Source organism: Brasilonema sennae CENA114, from assembly GCF_006968745.1.
Classification (GTDB): domain Bacteria; phylum Cyanobacteriota; class Cyanobacteriia; order Cyanobacteriales; family Nostocaceae; genus Brasilonema; species Brasilonema sennae.
This window is the reverse complement of the sequence record NZ_CP030118.1, coordinates 4475127-4493831: the sequence shown is the minus strand read 5'-3', so window position 1 is coordinate 4493831 and position 18705 is coordinate 4475127. Positions and strand designations below refer to the sequence as shown.

The 18705-nt window shown below is 41.7% G+C and carries 16 protein-coding genes; 10 read left to right on the top strand and 6 right to left on the bottom strand.

Annotated elements, in window-relative coordinates; translation table 11 throughout:
- Nucleotides 1-768: 768 nt before the first annotated feature.
- Together DP114_RS18875 and DP114_RS18870 are read right to left on the bottom strand one after the other, a co-directional pair.
- On the bottom strand, nt 769-1458 hold the full coding sequence (locus DP114_RS18875; RefSeq protein ID WP_169265328.1) for a hypothetical protein: 690 nt from the start codon (nt 1456-1458) through the stop codon (nt 769-771).
- A 114-nt stretch (nt 1459-1572) separates the two neighbouring features.
- Nucleotides 1573-2544 (bottom strand): molybdate ABC transporter substrate-binding protein, encoded by a 972-nt coding sequence (locus DP114_RS18870; RefSeq protein ID WP_171976838.1) that lies wholly within the window; start codon nt 2542-2544, stop codon nt 1573-1575.
- Between the two features lie 580 nt (nt 2545-3124).
- Here DP114_RS18870 and DP114_RS18865 point away from each other — a divergent pair.
- The 3 genes from DP114_RS18865 to DP114_RS18855 are packed head-to-tail and all read left to right on the top strand — an operon-like array spanning nt 3125 to nt 5417.
- Nucleotides 3125-4042 (top strand): type I restriction endonuclease, encoded by a 918-nt coding sequence (locus DP114_RS18865; protein ID WP_171976837.1) that lies wholly within the window; start codon nt 3125-3127, stop codon nt 4040-4042.
- Entirely contained in the window at nt 4039-4395 is a 357-nt protein-coding gene (locus DP114_RS18860) for a hypothetical protein (RefSeq protein WP_171976836.1), read from the top strand. Before DP114_RS18865 ends, DP114_RS18860 begins: the two co-directional genes overlap by 4 nt.
- A 14-nt stretch (nt 4396-4409) precedes the next feature.
- On the top strand, nt 4410-5417 hold the full coding sequence (locus DP114_RS18855) for an LLM class flavin-dependent oxidoreductase (RefSeq protein WP_171976835.1): 1008 nt from the start codon (nt 4410-4412) through the stop codon (nt 5415-5417).
- A gap of 453 nt (nt 5418-5870) precedes the next feature.
- Here the strand turns inward: DP114_RS18855 and DP114_RS18850 are convergent, their stop codons facing one another.
- A complete protein-coding gene (locus tag DP114_RS18850; RefSeq protein WP_171976834.1) occupies nt 5871-7556 on the bottom strand; it encodes a peroxidase family protein in 1686 nt (561 codons plus the stop codon).
- A gap of 442 nt (nt 7557-7998) precedes the next feature.
- Between DP114_RS18850 and DP114_RS34440 the strand changes: the two genes are divergently transcribed.
- Nucleotides 7999-8295 carry a GNAT family N-acetyltransferase gene (locus tag DP114_RS34440; RefSeq protein WP_216670027.1) on the top strand — a complete coding sequence of 99 codons (297 nt, stop codon included), beginning with the start codon at nt 7999-8001 and terminating at the stop codon, nt 8293-8295.
- A 134-nt stretch (nt 8296-8429) separates the two neighbouring features.
- Here DP114_RS34440 and DP114_RS18840 read toward each other — a convergent pair whose 3' ends face one another.
- Nucleotides 8430-9200: a glucosamine-6-phosphate deaminase gene (locus DP114_RS18840; protein WP_171976833.1), complete on the bottom strand. Its 771-nt coding sequence runs from the start codon at nt 9198-9200 to the stop codon at nt 8430-8432.
- Nucleotides 9201-9412: 212 nt separating this feature from the next.
- On the opposite strand from DP114_RS18840, the gene DP114_RS18835 reads away from it, so the two are divergent.
- The 6 genes from DP114_RS18835 (at nt 9413) to DP114_RS18810 (ending at nt 17784) form a co-directional block, all read left to right on the top strand.
- Entirely contained in the window at nt 9413-10096 is a 684-nt protein-coding gene (locus DP114_RS18835) for an HAD family hydrolase (RefSeq protein ID WP_171976832.1), read from the top strand.
- Between the two features lie 665 nt (nt 10097-10761).
- Nucleotides 10762-11247 carry a hypothetical protein gene (locus DP114_RS18830; RefSeq protein WP_171976831.1) on the top strand — a complete coding sequence of 162 codons (486 nt, stop codon included), beginning with the start codon at nt 10762-10764 and terminating at the stop codon, nt 11245-11247.
- A gap of 251 nt (nt 11248-11498) precedes the next feature.
- Nucleotides 11499-12071, top strand: a complete 573-nt coding sequence (locus tag DP114_RS18825) for a helix-turn-helix domain-containing protein (RefSeq protein WP_171976830.1) — start codon at nt 11499-11501, stop codon at nt 12069-12071.
- 29 nt (nt 12072-12100) lie between these two features.
- Nucleotides 12101-15160: a peptidase domain-containing ABC transporter gene (locus DP114_RS18820; RefSeq protein ID WP_171976829.1), complete on the top strand. Its 3060-nt coding sequence runs from the start codon at nt 12101-12103 to the stop codon at nt 15158-15160.
- Between the two features lie 104 nt (nt 15161-15264).
- A complete protein-coding gene (locus DP114_RS18815) occupies nt 15265-16800 on the top strand; it encodes a putative HlyD family type I secretion protein (RefSeq protein ID WP_171976828.1) in 1536 nt (511 codons plus the stop codon).
- Nucleotides 16801-17001: 201 nt separating this feature from the next.
- Entirely contained in the window at nt 17002-17784 is a 783-nt protein-coding gene (locus DP114_RS18810) for a peptidylprolyl isomerase (protein ID WP_171976827.1), read from the top strand.
- Between the two features lie 168 nt (nt 17785-17952).
- On the opposite strand, the gene DP114_RS18805 is transcribed toward DP114_RS18810, so the two are convergent.
- Together DP114_RS18805 and DP114_RS18800 are read right to left on the bottom strand one after the other, a co-directional pair.
- A complete protein-coding gene (locus tag DP114_RS18805) occupies nt 17953-18159 on the bottom strand; it encodes a hypothetical protein (protein WP_169264007.1) in 207 nt (68 codons plus the stop codon).
- A 117-nt stretch (nt 18160-18276) separates the two neighbouring features.
- Nucleotides 18277-18489 (bottom strand): hypothetical protein, encoded by a 213-nt coding sequence (locus DP114_RS18800; protein WP_169264006.1) that lies wholly within the window; start codon nt 18487-18489, stop codon nt 18277-18279.
- Nucleotides 18490-18705: the final 216 nt, after the last annotated feature.

Genomic DNA, 18705 nt, shown 5'->3' with positions numbered 1-18705 from the left:
AACGATGCAGAAGCTGCCCAATCATGCGATACGCGGAGCGTGACGCAATCATGCGATACGGACTTCATAAAAGAGGCGTTGCTGAATCAGGGTATGAATTGTCATTTTGAGCGTAACGAAGTGAAGCGTTCGCGTTCGCGTCTACATTTCGCGCTCGCTACATTCAGCATGACAAAACTGAATTCATACTTCAAATCAGCAACGCCATAAAAGAACATGGATCGCTAGAAGAATTGAAGCAGCAAGTCACCAAACAGTAATCAAATTTGTTATACAGCACAAGTTACGTATCACTGAGTGCTCTTTTTCGTACGAAAATGGATACTTACTGTGATATCCGTCACGTTAGGACACAGCACTCGCCCTTGAGTAGCAACCGAACCAAAACATACGCGCTTGGCTAACTTTGCCTAAAAAAGAATTCACCCAGTATCTTATAAACAGCCGAAAACCTACATATAACAATAGTCTCAGACTAGTTGACACTTCACGAAGGAAAAGAAGCTTACGCCATCATCAAAGCATCAGATGTGATGGTTTCTGTTGATTAGACGACTTTTTTTCTACCGAAGTCTGGCTTGACTACTGATATGATGTCCGCTTAAATACCCTGAATATAATCTCACACAAAAACGTACCAGACGCCAAGAAATAGAGAGATTTTTCTTATGGGTTATTTAGCGGACATCATATTAAATAGAACCACTACATTCTGGGGTTCTTTTGATTTAGATAAAGTCTGCTTTTATTCAGAGAAATTAAAGTGGATTAAGGCTGCCGGAAATATTTGGGTTTTAAAGGGGAAGCAGGACCAGAAAGTACTAGGATGTTTCTAACGTTGCTGACATAACGTCCTCCTGCTTTATCACCAGGAACCACTAGACGAGCAAATCCCTCATCTGTATCTGTCAAATATTGGATGCTACCATCGCTTGCTTTTTTTGCAAATGCAACTAGCACTTGTTTGCCTTCAAAGTTGGGTTGAATTTCACCAATACTTACGATCGCCTCATAGCAGTCAGTGGCTTCAGCAAGAACGTACTGTCGCAGGAAAGCGTTTTTAGGATTTTGACCGGAATTACCAGCTTTAAGTCCCCCTGAAGAAATCTCATTATTAATTAACTCCCACAAAGGGACTCCGTAGTATGTTTCTGTTCTCGGACCTGATCCTGTTTGGAAAGACACAGTAACTTCGGTCACGACTGCTGGGTTTTGGTTTTTTAAATTTTCTTGCAAATTTATAAGCTTTTGCAAGTCGAAGGTTGTCGGATTGTTGACTTCACCACCCAAGCGCAATGTCTGAGAAACACCGCCTGGGCACGCATTTTCTTCCCACGGTGCTGGTGTTTTCTCTGATTTTAAAAGAGAATGGTTACCTGGCGAAGCGAAAGTCGCTTGCCAAAATCCCAATATGGACAGTGTTAAAGACACAATTGCGATCCGACGAGTAAAACGCATAAAACATACCTCTGTAATTGTTAAAAATTCGCTTATAGTGACAGTAAATAGCCACTTTCCTGAGTGTTCGCTTTTTGGAAGATGCTAAGGCGGATGATAAGAAGTCTAATGACTCTAGTCGTGGCAAGTAGCAACTTTTTTGAGTTTTCGTTTTTTAGAAGATGCTGATGTTTTCTTCAGAACTAAGGCGATACCAACACCAAGAACCATACCGCCCCAATTCTGGGATTCAGGAACGGAAACCAAGGATTCTGAACTAAATCCATATTTCGTCAGAATCTTTTGTCCAAAAGGAGAAAGGATATATTCAGCAAGCTTCTTCCCGTCAGGATTGGCATCTTTGAGTACAGTCAGTCCATAATCGGCTTTGACTGCGAGATTGTCTGGTAATTCCACCACTTGCAGGTCAGGTGCAATTTTCAAGGCTGATAGTGCACTCGTGTAATAAGCCAAAAAGACATCTGCCTGCTTAGTCTCCTCCAAAAAGTACACTAAATTATTTTTTCCATCGGGAACTGGTGGAGAACTTGGTCCACCAACCAACCGCAAAGCTTTTGCATCTAGCGTTTGAAAACTACCTGGTCTCAAAGTATCGGCTTTACGAAATATCTCCTGTGCATAATCTCCGGAAGGATCAGATATGGGGGTTGAAGTACCTAGTTTAATGTTTGGGTCTAGCAATACCTCTAAAAGATTATCTGATGTGACCGATAATCCTGGTTTTACAACAAGGGTCATGCGATTGCTAGTGAAGTTTACCACAGGACCACTCAAACCTTCTTGATACAGTTTGAGAGGATTTCCAATGTCAGCACTGGCAAAGACATCAGCCTGTTCCCCGTTTTCCAGACGTCCCCGCAGTGTTCCAGACGGACCAAATTCTGTTTTCACAGGATTTCCGTACTCTTTGGTGAAGTCATCAGCTACTTCTGACAACGCACCTCTCAAACTACCAGCTGCGTATAAGGTGACGGTGGACGGTTCAGACTGATTTTGATTTGTCAATGAAGCTGCGATCGCCTCAGAAGTCGGCATGATGTAGGAAACACAGCTTACGAGAGAGACGGCAAGCAAACATTTTCTCATATTTTTTATTGGTAGAATTTCAAAACAGTGTTATCGTTTCCTGGCTATTTACTAAATCTCAGCTTTTGTCGCATCCATTAATCTCTACGAATAAACTCTGATATATATATTTCGGTTTTTGTACGTTTTGATAATGTACCAATAAGGTTGGTAAAAATCAAGTTAGCTACATTTAAGATTTGTTAAAAGTCATGGCGAGAACCCGATCAGTGGGTGTAAAGGTGTGAGGGTAATACCAATTCAAAATTCGCTCATTCAAAATGAAGAAAGCCAGACGTAACAGGGGCTTGGGAGTGTGTATCTGTCGCATTCTTTTTTCAAATTGGTATAAGAGATTTTCATGGCAAGTGCAGAGTGATTTTCTTGTAAATGACTTACTTAAAACTGTTACATTCTGTTACCAACAATGTTGGAAAACAGCAGCAATTGATACAGTTTTGCTAATCCATCTAGGCTTTGATGTTACTAGGGGGCGGTATCTCCTGTTCAGGGTATACCAACCAATTTTGTAAATCTTCAATTAATTTGGTGGGTTAGGCGAAAACTCTGCGGTCACTCAAAACTACGTCTGTTGGTAAGCATGAATTCCGCACTATCAACAATAGCAACTATAAAAGCGAGCCGTCTGACAACAAGGCTTCGCCGACGCTTTGATATCAAACCTTCAAGAACAGCGCCAGATTTACTGACCCTGTTTGAGGTTATCGGTTACACTGTTCTTCTGGAATCAGATATTAACATAGGTAGATACAAGGCTCAGCTTAGTGGCAATGATCAGGTAGTTTTGTGGACTCGCCTTAGCAACGCTTTGAAGCAGATTAACCCCAAAGTTCCATGTGAGGTCATTGAAACAGTCATATCTGGGCTGATTAGTACCTACAGTTCTGACTTACTGGAAAATAACCGTCGTTTTCACAAACTCCTAACCGAAGGAGTTGATGTTGTTTACCACAACGGTGATCAAATAGTTCATGACAAGGTGTGGTTTATTGACTTGTCTAATTTGCTCTCTAATGACTGGTTAGTGATTCATGGGTTTAATATTGTTGAGGAGTGTGATATTCACTATCTCAATACCATTGTCTTCATCAACGGATTACCTTTAGCAGTCATTGCTTATACTGACTTTCAGGACAAAAAAGCTACTCTCCAAGGAGCATATCAGCAACTTCAGTCCTACAAACAACAAATTCCAACTCTGTTTTTCCACAATGCCCTCCTTATCATTGCCTGTAGAAATCAGGCACGAGTTGGTACTTTAACCTCTGGCTGGAAAGAGTTCTTACCTTGGTGTTCAATTGATGGCGAAGACTTTCCACATCAAGGAGAAACAGAACTAGAAGTATTAATTCAAGGCATTTTTGATAAGCGGCGTTTCCTAGAATTAGTCAAGCATTTCATAGTATTTGAGAAAAACGGAGCGAGTCTCAGCAAAAAATTGCTTCGTTACCCTTTTTGTACAACACAAAACCCGAAAAGTCGTTCAAGGATGATATGAATACGAACACAAGTTGGAACGAACAAGAGATAGTCCAAGAATTTAGAAGAATCGTCAGTCACTCGTTTCCACAATTTGGTGCATTACTAAACCAGTGTCATCTAAAAGTCATTCAATCTTTCTGGGGACAACAGAGTCTTCACTTCCTGCCTTACATTGCAATTTATTGTTCTAAAAACACGATTGCTGCTGTCAAAGCCGAAATCCATGTCTTTAGAGAAGTCGCTTTTTTTCTGGGATTAAGTAAGGTTGTTTGTCTAAATGCGACATGCTTGCTGCATGATCCTCAGTCAAAGCTCAAGCAAGAGAATCCCCAGTTGTGGTTAGAATTGCAGTGGATTGTCACACAATAAAAAGGAAGTGTGCCATGAAAACAGGACTTTTCTGCAATTATGAGAATTATCACTCTGATGCGCGTCGCGCTATTTTGGAACAAGTGGCGCTAGTCAAACACGCAGAAAGTTTGGGTTTTGAAGAAGCTTGGCTGACAGAGCATCATTTTAGTGATTTCAGTGTTAGCCCGTCAATTTTGGTGTTGATTGCACACTTAGCAGGCGTGACTAAAACTATTCGCTTAGGTTCAGCTGCTGTGCTGTTGGCATTTCATGACCCAATTCTTGTTGCAGAAGATATTACCACACTGGATAATCTTTGCAATGGGCGACTTGCTATAGGTATTGCTAAGGGTGGCCCATTTCCTGAACAAAATAAGCACTTTAACACTCCAATGAGTGAATCCCGTGCTAAAACGCTAGAAGCAATAATGCTGATTCATAAGCTACTGTATCACACTGATGTGTCGTTTCTTGGCAAGTATTATCAGTGCGATAGCGTCTCAATTTACCCAAAACCTTTGCAAAAACAAATTCCAGTGTATGTAGCAACGAGTGATGAAGAAGCAATTGGGTTTGCTGCTTTAAATTCTTTTGGTTTGATGGGTGGAGCACCATTTACTCTGGATAGACTTAAGAGTAATGTGACTAAATACCGTGCTATCAATTCCAGTGGTTCTGATAAGTTCATGGTGTCACGATTCTTTTTTGTTGCTCGTACATATGATGAAGCGGTGAGTGAGGCTTTACCTTTCATCCGTACTTTTAGTCAAAGAATGAAGGGGTTGAATGCTAAAGCACAAAAGCATGGCAATAGCAGTCAACATCTCGAGCAAAATGATGGTCAAAAAAGCACTTTTGATGAAGACCAATTGCTGGAAAATTCAATTATTGGTGATGTTGTTACTTGCAGGAACAAAATTAAGCGGTTTCAGGATGAGCTGAATTTGGGCACTTTGGCACTCAAACCTGCTTCGTTGAATTTGCAAAAGAATTTTGAGAGTTTGACGCTCTATAACCAGGAGGTACAAGGTTATGTGTAATAGTTAACTATAATACTCCTCCGCAGATTGTTGCTTAGCTTCGTACACCTTTATTCCTTCTTCAGAGTTAAGAGTTAAGCGTTCGGGTGTTTCCGTTCGGATTTTAAACCCGAAGTGCAGGTTTTTGGTCAGATCTCTGCTCAATACCGCGTTAGAATGGGGCAGCGTACTTTAGGGAATGTGACCGACCCATCCTTGGTTAGTTAGTCGCCAGCTAAGCGGCGAGGAATGCTGAGTGGATATTAATTAAAACGCCGTTGCTGAAATGTTGATATGAATTGAGAAAATCACGATTTTGTCTTAACATTGCATCCCGTCGTTCTACAGGGGTTGGGAAAAATTAAAAATCTCTTGACAAACGCAATTCATGACCAAATTCAGCAACGCCATTAAAACAGTTATCAGTAATCAGTAATCACTTAACACCCCTCCCTATTTTTGCAACATAACCGATTAAAGCAATACTCCCGCAAACTTCAGAAAGTCACCAATCACGCGAATTTCGCCACCATTTGGCAACTTGACACCTTTAGAAGGATCCCAAACACGATTGTACTCACCCTCGTTGAGATAGGAGGATGGATCGTTCTTAATCAGACCAATAATGGTTTCAGCAACAATGCGGCTGCCCACTTCACCCAGAGAATCCCCGTTCGCACGAACTTCGGATTCCTTGAGGATGTAGTACCACGCTGGAGTTTTTTCTAGGAAAGGTTCGAGGGCTTGATTGATATCTGCTGAATTGCCCCGTTTAAGCTCGTCCGCTGTCAATTTTTTGACGCCTAGTTTATCGGCTAAGCTCTGCCCAGTCGGAATACTGAGGAAATATCCGCGCAGTAGGTTCCGTTTAGCGAGGTGCTTGAGAAGCTGTTTAATAGCATCAGACTGTTCTCCTTCGCCTTCATTAATCAGATCTGACAAAGGAAACGCAAGATGCGTGTCGATCTTTCGCGCAGAAAGCGTTTTCCTTTGGGCAGCCTTCTGTTTGTCAACAAAGCGGTCCCATTCAATAATCCAGTTAAAGGGGAGAGTGTCGAACGGTCCTTGACCTACACTACCGCCTATATTGCCTCTTCCTGTAAAACCAAAGAGCAAATTGAACGGTGCTGTTGGTATTACATTGGCTTCGAGTCCAAAATTGCGGTTGAAGTCATAAGCACCGCGAACCATGCTGTGCCCAAAACGATAAGCCGCAACGGAGAATTCCAGAGGCATGAAAAGATCTCCATTCCGGGGTTGGTAGAATTTAAGCCCGTCACTGAGGATGCTGTCTACTGTCCCGTTTGCAGTCACTGTTTTGAGGAAATCATTGACAACAAGCCACTGGTAATGCCAACGAACCAAAGTTTGCGCCCGAACAAACAGAGTTTTATTGTCTTTGGCGTTATCGGGTTCATTTGCCCGTACCCAGTCCACTACTGCGTTGTGGAAACGCAAGAAAGCAGTATGAAACTGCGCCACAATCAGATTCTCGTCGTTGCGACTGTCGCCAATTACAGCTAGTCTCTTATTGAGCGGGTTATTGCGTGGCAAGTCGCGTAGTAAATCTTCTACTGGTGGAATTTCGACTCCAGGCGGAGGGTTCCCGTTAACATCCTGTTGAGCGTTTTGCCCAACTTTCAGTTTCACTGGGTCTTCTTCCTGATAAAAGTCCCTTGCTTCTGTGGGGGTTTGAGGGTCTAGGGTTGGTCCATCGCCATAAACACTGTCAAGATCGAACGTGGGGCGACGTAAATTCTTGAGTTTATCCCTTACGAAGTCGGGTGAGAGGGGTTTGAAATCGTCTTTGGTAATGTCAGTTTTGAGGTCTGTGACAGTGCGATCTGTGTTGGCAGTAATATCATGGTCGATAAACTGTCCCCAGTAGGTATAAACCGGAGGTATATTTGAGTTGGCTTCCTCAGGCTCAGGACCGTTTTGGTCAATTATTAGCTCGCCCAGCTTTTTGAGTTTGTTAATAACATCTGTGGTGTTGTCTGCCGGAAGTAGACTGTTTGGGTTTCTGGCGAGATCTGGGAAGAGGTAATCGAAATCTGTCTCTACATCAATTGCCTCTAAGCTAGTTGTCTCCAAAGATCTTTCCACAGCCTCCTGCTTGATAAATCCGCCGTGACTAAATTGAAAAGGGATATTTTGCATTACTTGCTCCTTTAGGTTTATTCCTTTTTTTCCTTGTTAGAAGGCTTTGCCGCTCAGAGCAGTTACATTGCCTGAGTTTTAAAACTTCCATATTTTCAATAGTTGTCGGTGAAGTCAACTTATGCAGCTAGTTCCGGTAGAAGCCCCACGTCTGCCCCTGCCCGTTCTCCGAAAACCCGAGGAAATTCCATCGGTCGAGTTCAAGGTCAGGCTCAAACACAACGAACTAAGCATTCTGTTGTCAATAAGCAGTCAAAATCAACACCTAATAAACAAAAAATTGCATAAATTTTATTACATTTTAGGCATTTGACTCACTTGAAAAAAAAATGGAGTAATTTATAATACCTAAATTTTTAGTTCGCTAATAATTTACGCGAACCACTTTTTTGTCCAAAGTGCAATTAGTAAGTCTGCTACAAAATGCTGTTAACAGTAGCGCATCTGTTGGTTTTCTACCGCCTTTGAATTCCCATGCACACAGTACTGGTTAGAAGTTTTTGATGCACTCAAAAACAAATCTCGCCTACTTCTGGTTGCACGATACGGACTAACTGTTGTAGGAACTGTTCAACTGGATTTATGCACGCAAGCGAATGGATTATATCGAACTGAAGTGACAAAACTGATAGTGCATAAAGCTTACCGTCGCCGAGGTATCGGTCATTCCTTGATGGAACCTGTGGAATCTAAAGCACGAATCATCGGGCGAACGACGTTAGTCCTGGATACTCGCTAGGCGACCTGTCCGAGAAGCTGTATACAAAGATTGGATATACTAAAGTAGGCGAAATTCCGAATTATGCCAAAAGTGCAGATGGTTCACTACATACAACAGCAATTTACTATCGATTGTTGTAGCGTAGAACTACTCTAAATTAAACCCGCTGAATCTACATCCAAAAATAACGTCGCCTGCTGCTGCTTACGGAGAACAGAAGCCGGACAATCTGTGGTAATCTCCCCCTCCAACATCTGTTTTACAATCTTTGCCTTACGTTTTCCTGGTGCAAGACAAATGATTTTTTTTGCCGAACAAATCATTGGGAGAGTAACAGTAAAAGCGTATTGCGGTACACTTTCCAAACTGGAAAAATACCCTGTATTGACTTGTTGCTGACGGTTCATAGTATCTAGTTTCACAAGTTTCAATATATAGGGGTCGTTAAAATCTGCTACCGCTGGATCATTAAAAGCCAAGTGTCCATTTTCACCAACACCAAGACAGCATAAATCAATGGGTTGTGCTTGCAGGAGTTTGGTGTAGCGATGGCACTCTGCCAAAGGTTGCATAGCATCACCTTCTATATAGTGGAACTCTTTAGGAGTAACCCGCATTTCAACCCGTTCCCGTAGATAGCGCCGGAAACTAGCCGAATTATCTGCAGAAATCCCCAAATATTCATCAAGATGAAAGCAGGTAATCCGTGACCAATCTACACCACCTAATGCTATAAAAGCATCCAGAAATTTCATTTGGGAGTTGCCCGTCGCTAGCAATATAGCCGCAGTATCCTTTTGCTCAAGGGTGCGCTGTAAATGTTTTTGTACAATTCCCGCTACATCCTGCGCCAGTTCAACTTCAGAGTTAAAAATTTGCACCTGTAGAACATCGATGCAAAAAGAATTTTTGGGGGTTGACATCGGAGTATACAGAATATTTTCAGACAAACTCAAAGGAAATGAGTAGGGACAGAGTTACCGATCTGCCCTAACTCGTATCAGCTACCATAGGTTGTCATGTGAATGCTCAATTATAAGTTCCTATTTTTAAGAATGCAGACAGAATCACAAAGTAGGGCAAAACAATGTAAACTCTGTAAAGGAACTTTACAATAGTTTACACCTTAAATACCATGCTAGCTGCAATTCTCTTTGATCTAGATGGAACGATCGCCAACACTGACCCCATACACTACCAAGTTTGGCGGGAAATGCTGATAGCCTACGACATGGACATTGATGAGACATTTTATAAATTCCACATTAGCGGGCGAACCAATCCACAAATTCTAGAAGACTTCCTGCCACAATTATCACCAGAAGAAGGTGCAAAGTTTGCAGACGAAAAAGAGGCTCTTTTCCGCGAAAAAGCCAAGACTATTCTCAAACCTCTAAGCGGATTTTTAGAACTCATAGCATGGACAGATACGCATCAACTAAAACGTGCTTTGGTTACCAACGCTCCTAGATTAAATGTCCAATTCGTGCTAGAAGTCTTGGAAATAAAAGAAGTCTTTCATACAGTTGTCATAGCAGAGAACGAAATAGCTGCTAAACCAAATCCTGCACCCTACCAAGTTGCTCTAAACAACTTAGGTATCACAGCAGAACAAGCAATAGCACTAGAAGATTCTCCCTCTGGAATTCGTTCTGCTGTGGGTGCTGGTATTCGCACCATAGGCGTGACAACGACTCAGGAGTCAATAGTTCTTCAGTCGTTTGGGGCATTTATGACAGTTCCAGACTTCACTGATTTGCAACTGTGGACACTTCTCAACTCATCGGTACAGGAAGATGTGGCTTGTTTAGATTCATAAAGCCTCGCGGGATGTGTGGAAACCCTCTCGAAGAGGCAGGGGGCAGGCAGCACAGGGAGCAACACCAGAAAAAAATTACCCTGCCATGTAGGTTTGGTGCCTCTTCTTTCAAGAATGGAGAAGAAAATATTGTTGAGAGATGCAAAGCGGAGCCAGCGCTCGACTAGGGTTGCAAATAGACCAAAATCTGATTTTTGCCAAGAATATATTATTTTCAACCTTTAGATAGATGCTTATATGCTAAAATGTGCATAAGACTATCATTCCAAGAATGACTTAAAAAAATATAAACTTTAGTGAAAAATTTGATTTTTTACGAAATCACTCTTGACAAAACCTTTGATTATAGAATAAAACAAAACAGTACGTTCATATACAGATTTAGTTAGAACTTGTCTTCTGTGATAACTTCTTAATTTCTCAAAATCTTTTGATGAAAAAAGAGTTAGTGGTTGGCATCTTCAACTAGCAAGTATTGCAGTTAAGTTTAACTGTTGCTATTTTTACACCCTTGAAGCTGTTTTCAAACTTTTTGCAACGCCACTTCATCACCCTACATTTCTGGAGGATAAGTTATTAAACAGTTGGGTAGAATTCATGAAAATAATCAAAACTTATGCAGATGAGTTTTGTATTATTTATCGATATAGGATGAATAGTAAAACATGATTCTATCTGTGCACAGACAGGAAAATAGCCTGTGCAGTTCTTGGGTTACAGGAGTTTTCAGAATCCGGTGGGCATTGCTCACCCTCCGGGTATCTCCTGCGGAGACGCTACGCGAACGCAGTTCCTTCTCCCAAAGGGAGACGCAATCATGCGAACAACGGGGGGAACCCCCGCAACGGACTGCTCACCAACATCTCAAACGTCCGTCATATAAGCTTTTAGGAGCAATGCCCAACGCCCTTCGGGTTCGCCAGTCGCCTAGGTCGGGAGAACGCCAGGTGCTACAACGGGGCGGCAGCTTTTCGGGGGAAGCTTCCCCCGAAAACGTGCCTTGGGAACCCCAACGCCAGATCCCTACGGAGGGAAACCCTCCTGCAGGACTGGCTCCGCAACGCACTGGCTCCCCTCCTGCAGCGCTGGCTCTCCAACGCACTGGCTCCCCTACGATAGCTACTTTTTCCCCTGGCAAATGTCATTTTTAGTTTTCATAACAGGGGTAGTTAAACCTGATTTGGGATGTTCTTTTCAAGGAACGTAATCATCTTTTTGCTAACCACTATAGTTAATTAGATAAATAACAGCTACCTGTCTGATGTACTTTTCAGACAAATTGATTCTACGTCTGTAATAACTGAGCGTAAGAGATTTCAGAACAGATGTGGAAGCATTTTTCCACCTGCTTAAATTTGACAATCACTGCTCCAGAATTCTGTTAAAACATTCAGGTAATGTAATGATTTTTGAGATTTCTGACTTTTATGAAAGGAAGTTTTTAACACCTTCTCAGCGTCAGGTTTTGTTGAAGAATTTGCAAGCTAATTTGCAACCAGAATACCGTCGGAGGATAGAAATTATGTTGCTGGCAGATGTGGGTAAATCGCAAACCCAAATCTGTAAGATTTTAGGTTGTTCTCAGGAGATGGCGCGGTATTGGATCACCGTCGCACAGCTAGGTTTGGCGGAGAAATGGCAAGAACGACCGATAGGTAGACCGAAGATTGTCAACGATCAATATATCCAAAGGTTAAAAGAATTGTTTAGTCATAGTCCGCGTAAATATGGCTATGCATTTAGTTCTTGGACATCTCAATGGTTAAACAAACATTTAGCAACTGAATTTGGAATTGAAATCAGCGATCGCCATATCAATCGCCTGCTAAAACAAATGGGGCTTTCTACACAAAAACGCTCCTCTAAAAAGCAAGCAACTAAAGATACCAAGGAAACTGGCAGCATTAAAATCTGTGACTTGCAATCTCACAATGAGCCTAATTTCCATTGGTTATTCAATCATCATGCAAATTAATAACTAACTCTTGGGATGGAAGAAAAATTATGTCATCAGGGTTTTCCCAAGAACAACTGAGTCAACAACTCATGACTTTCTTAGGAGAGAAGCTTTCACCAAAGGAAGTGATGAATTGTCTAAAAGAAGTGGAAGTTGTCGAACCACCCGTAGCAAAGTTGTTTTGGCAATCAACAGACTCTAAGCCGGGTGTTTATATAGTTCTTGCGGGTAAAGTGAGACTGCTGGATAGTTCTCTTAACTTAATCTCCACTCTTGCAGCAGGATCATCATTTGGTGAGGTGACTCTGTTTCCAGAAGAAGGCTTTATTCCTTACGCGGCTAGAGCTTCATATAACTTAAAACTCTGTTATATCAGCGCAGATGCATTGCAGATTTTGATGGAGAAATACCCCAAAATCCGCGATCGCCTGTTGAGAAACGCAGAACTTTGGGATTTGCAGTTGTTGTATCAAAATCAACACCCCAATACATCTGTCAATAATATATTTCAAGCCTTATCCTTGTTTGAAAGGCTTTCATTCAATAAATTTCAAGAAATTGACGTAGCTCCAGATACTAAGTTATGGCTACTACACCGAGGCAAACTACAGCATTCTGACGGTAGTTGTTTGACTCCAGGCAAAATCTATACTGTTCCACAACAGGGTAGTTGGCAGGCGACTCAACCAACAATTCTGTACAGTCTGTCCAATTCTGATTGGCTTGCAGCAGTGCAACACTTGCCCCAATTAACAGAGTTGATTGCTTCTGACTCTAAACAAATCACAACTGAGGAAAACGAAGCGCCTCACACCTCATTTCCACAAAGACGTACCAATAGCAGGAAAGTCATTCCATTTCCCTCGCAAGCCGCCCCCCCAAAACAAAAGCGACAGCGACGTGTCTACTTCCCTAGCCCTCAGGTAAAAGCAGGACATCTATGGGCACACCTGACGAAACGCTATCCCTTTTTTGAACAACAAAGTGCCTCAGACTGTGGTGCAGCGTGCCTTGTGATGATGAGTCGCTATTGGGGTAAGCGCTTTAGCATCAATATATTGCGGGATTTAGCTAACGTCAGGCGCACTGGGGCATCTCTACAAGGTTTAGCAGTAGCAGCAGAAAGCATCGGTTTTGCGACTCGTCCAGTCAAAGCCAGCCTGGACAAATTGGCACAACAACCCTTACCAGCGATCGCCCACTGGGAAGGGAAGCATTACATCGTTGTCTACGAAATCACTCCTAAACAGGTAATTGTCGGCGATCCTGCTATCGGTCAACGCACTCTCACTTATGCTGAGTTTAAAGCAGGGTGGACTGGTTATGCCTTATTAGTGCAACCGACAGCAGAACTCAAAGAAAGCCAAGAAGCGAGTACACCATTCTGGCAATTGTGGGAGTTAGTCAAACCACATTGGCAAGTCTTGCTGGAAGTCTTCATCACTTCGGTATTTATCCAGGTGTTTGGACTAGTCACGCCTCTGTTCACCCAGTTACTGTTAGACAGAGTGATTGTCCAGGGAAGTACCCTCACCTTAACTGCCATTGGGTTAGGGTTGCTGATTTTTGGTTTGTTCCGCGTCGCCATGAACGGACTGCGACAATACCTGCTAGATCATACAGCGAACCGGATTGGAACAGCCCTGATGGTAGGTTTTATAAAACATACCTTCCGCCTTCCCCTAGCCTTCTTTGAGTCGCGTTACGTCGGCGATATTGTTTCTCGCGTTCAAGAAAACCAAAAAATTCAGCGTTTCCTGACTGGCGAAGCACTCTCAATCATTCTTGATTTACTGACGGTGTTTATCTATGTGGGTTTGATGTTTTGGTATAGCTGGCAGATGGCATTGTTAGTGCTGTTGATTGTGCCGCCATTTTTTATTCTGGCGCTGGTTGCTACACCTTTTTTTCGCCGCATCAACCGTGAAGTTTTTAATGCCTTAGCTAACGAGAACAGTTATTTAATTCAAGCCCTCACAGGAATTCGCTCGATTCGTTCAATGGCAATTGAACAAACGGTGCGCTGGCATTGGGAAGAACTGCTAAATAATTTGATCAAAAAAATGTTTGGCGGACAAGTCATTGCTAACCAACTGCAAGTTCTCAGTTCTACCATCGAATCAGTGGCAAATACAGCATTATTATGGTTTGGAGCATGGCTGGTAATTCACAACCAACTGACAATTGGGCAACTTGTAGCCTTCAATATGTTGTTGGGTAACATCATTCATCCTTTCCAACGCCTAACAGTACTGTGGAATCAATTACAAGAGGTGATGGTTTCCACCGAACGGATTAATGATGTTCTAGAAGCGGAACCAGAAGAAGACTTACAACATCAACCACGCCAATCTTTGCCAAGACTGCGAGGTTACATTCGCTTTCGCGATGTGACTTTCCGCTATCACTCAGAAAGTGATATTAACGTACTGGAAAACCTCAGTTTTGAAATTCAGCCTGAGCAAACTGTAGCGGTTGTAGGGCGTAGCGGTTCTGGGAAAACAACTCTTTCCAAGCTGATTTTGGGTTTATATACCCCGACAAATGGCAAAGTATTGATTGATGGACATGATGTGACGACTCTTCAGATGCGATCGCTACGACAACAAATTGGTGTTGTCGATCAAGAAACCTTTTTGTTTGGTGGTACGATTCGGGAAAACATTAGCATCGCTCACCCAGAAGCCACTTTAGAAGAGATTACAGAAGCAGCGAATCTTGCAGGTGCTTCCGAATTTATTCAGCAATTACCAATGGGTTACGAAACCCAAATCGGTGAAGGCGGCGGAATGCTTTCTGGTGGACAACGCCAACGTCTAGCAATTGCTCGCGCTTTACTAGGTAATCCCCGGTTGTTAATTTTCGATGAGGCAACCAGTCACCTCGATGCGGAATCAGAACGGATTATTCAAAACAATTTGAAAACAATTCTCCAAGGACGTACCAGCTTGATTATTGCCCATCGACTTTCTACGATTCGCAATGCTGACTTGATTCTGGTGTTAGATCAAGGTGTGTTGGTGGAAAGCGGTACTCACAAGGAATTAATCGCCAAAAAAGGTCATTACTACTACCTCAATCAACAACAACTCGCTCAAGTAGGCTAAATCAGTTATCAGTGAACAGTTACCAGTCATCAATCATAAATAGTGGTAACTGCTAATTAATAACTGATAACTGCTAATTAATAACTGATAACTGAAATTAAGCTATGGCTAATCCATCTAATAATTCATCATCGGCATTCACTTCAACCGATGATGAGCAACTGAGCACTTCACCTAATGTAGTAAAGGAAAATAATAATGTAGCAGTTGCCAAAGACTGGTTTTACGGTACTGAAGAACTACTAGATGCTTTACCTCGCCTTTGGACACGCTCTTTGTTGTATTTGCTGATAGGTTTTAGTGCGATCGCCTTACCCTGGGCAATGCTATCTCAAGTCGATGAGACAGGAACTGCTAGAGGACGTATCGAACCACTAGGCGCAACACAAAGATTAGATTCTCAAGTCACCGCCAGTATCACTGCTGTCAGGGTGAAAGAAGGACAGCAAGTTCGAGCTGGACAGTTACTGGTAGAACTACAGTCAGATGTACTGCAAACCGACTTCAAACAGGTGCAGGCAAAGCTAGAAGGACTCATAAATCGGCAAGCACAACTGGAACTCATCAAAAACCAATTGCTACTGGCAATTCGCGTCCAAGAACAACAAAACCAATCCCAAGAATCAGAAAAAATTGCCCAAGTTAATCAGGCAAAGCAAAATCTGGATGCAAAACAGAGTACCTATAACTTACAAAAATTGGAAAAACTGGCTTTAGTAGATCAGGCTAAGCAGCAGATTAACAGCACTCAGAATGACCAAAAGTCAGCCCAAACTCGTTTGAGTATAGATTCAAAACAAGTCCAACGCTTTAGCAAACTCGTGAAGGATGGTGCGGTTTCCGCAAATCAAATTGACCAACTCAGAAAAGAAGAACAAGAAAGCAAACGACTCAACCAAAAAACGCAATCGGATATCAAACAAGCCCAGCTACGCTTCCAAGAAGAACAAAACCGCTATCAGGCAACGATGCGCCAAGCCCAGACAGATATTCAGCTAGCAAAACTGAGGCTACAAGAGAGTCAAAGCAGTTATCAAAGTGTTATTCAAGCTGGGAAATTAGCTGTTTTTAAAAATCAGGAACAATTGAAAGACTTGCAAACACAAATTGTTACTCTGAAATCAGAAATTGCTCAAACCAGAAACCAAATCGCTTCCTTAAAGCTGCAATTAGAACAACGAGTTATGCGATCGCCCGTTGATGGTGTCATTTTTGATTTACCCATCAAAAAGCCTGGTGTCGTCGTACAACCCGGTCAGATCATTGCCCAAATTGCCCCTAAACAAACTCCCTTTGTACTTAAAGCCAATATGCCTAGTCAACAAAGTGGTTTCTTGAAATTAGGAATGCCAGTCAAAATCAAATTTGACGCCTATCCCTTCCAAGATTATGGAGTTGTTCCAGGGCGTGTGATTCGGATTTCACCAGACTCCAAAATTCAGGAAACTCCCCAAGGCAAAATAGAAACTTTTGAGTTGGAAATATCCTTGAATCAGCCTGATATCCAATCTGGTAACAAACATATTCCCTTAACCCCTGGTCAAACAGCAACAGTAGAAGTGATTGTTCGTCAGCGGCGCGTAATTGATTTCATTTTAGATCCGTTTAAAAAGCTGCAAAAAGGTGGTTTAGAGCTTTAGCCAACAGTTAACCAGTTAACAGTTATCAGTTACCAATGATAAGGCTACGGTGTACACACGCTCAAAACCTCACCCTCGCTTTTATCTTTCCCTCTCCTTGCTATAGACGCTTTGCGGCTTCCCGCAGGGTAGGAGAGGGATGCCCGACAGGGCAGGGTGAGGTTCCGAAGGAATAATGTTAATAATTAGAGGAATTAGATAATGTTAAAAGTGTTGAACGTGTCTGGTAAAGAAATGCTAGAACAACTGAAACTTTCTTGCCAGATTCCTGGTTTATTAGATGCGATCGCCACACGCCAAATTATTTTTGATGCAGCAAGATCTGCAGGTATTAAAGTAGAAGTACAAGAACTCCAACAGTCAGCCAATAGCCTGCGGACAGCGAATAATCTACTGAAAGCGGAAGATACTTGGACGTGGCTACAAAAACATCATCTTTCCTTAGAAGAGTTTGAACAATTAGCCGAAATTAACCTGCTATCTGCCAAGTTAGCGAATCATTTATTTGCAGATAAAGTGGAATCATTCTTTTATGAACACCAACTGGATTATTTAGCAGCAGTCACCTACGAAGTTATATTAGATGATGAAGACTTAGCTTGGGAACTTTTTTATGCACTCACTGAAGGTGAAATGAGTTTCCAAGATATGACTCGTCAACACATCCAAAATCCAGAACTTCGCCGTACTGGCGGATATCGTGGAATAAGACCTCGTAAAGATTTTAAACCGGATATTGCCGCTGCGGTCTTTGTCGCCAATCCTCCTGAGTTACTCAAACCCATTGTCACCACACAAGGAGTCCATCTCCTGAGGGTTGAGGAAATCATCCGTCCGGAATTAGATCAGCAGTTACGCTTGAAGATTATGAGCGATTTTTTTTCCACTTGGTTAAAGGAACAAATCGCGCAAATAGAAGTTATTCCACATTTTGAATCAGATTCCTATTCTCCAACAGTCCAGGAATTACTGAAGCTAGCTTAAGACAATTGGAATTTTGTATTCTTTATTAACCAGATGCTAATTGTGTTTGGTTAATGATTTCATTCACACCAATTCTCAATGAATTATGAACAGAAAAACTCGGTAACTTCTGCGAAACCGAGTTTCTAGTATATGGTGTATCAGTTCTGAGTTATTGATATTTTCTTATCATCTTTTCAACTTACTATCTGTCACTATGAGGTAAATTAGATAAGCTGCAAATGCTTTTAATAACGTGTTTGCGAATATACTAAAAGGATTACCACCCATGACAGATGCAGATTCAGCTTCAGATAGTTCGTTTAAAAAAGTTTCAGATTCTGATAAAATTTGGCAAGTAGTCGGATTGAGATCAAAAATTGTAATTTTAGCCATTGTGATTTTTTGATTTATCAAAATTAATTAGTGATAATACTTTTTGGGAATAATGAATGTTATAGAGATAGGTAAAACCTATCTCTATAAATAATACTAATGAACTAGTTCTTTACATTATTTCGCTAGTTCAGCAATCGCGAAAATTCCTGTACCCTTCAAGAATGAATTTTGCAAAATTTCAAATATTTTTAGTGTGTAGGGACCGAAGTTGGTCGCAAAAGTTAGCGCCTCACTACCACCGTTAACAGAGGAAGACTCTGTTTCAGCTACTTCATTGATAAAGGATTTGGAGTCGAATGCCAGGTCGGAAACTGTGATTTTAGACATAAATTTTTCCTGAATTTGTAGTTAGTAGGATTAAGCTCTTGCTTCACCCTTGCATCTATTGTTAGCGAGATGAAAGATAAATTCAATGGGTTTCAATTAGTCAACTTGTCTTAAATAAAGGAATTTTGTCTTCTAGTTTTTCAGGATAAAAAAAGTTCATTTTGGTTTGATGATTATTTAGCCGACATCGCAAGATTGTAGAGAAAGATTGCTTGA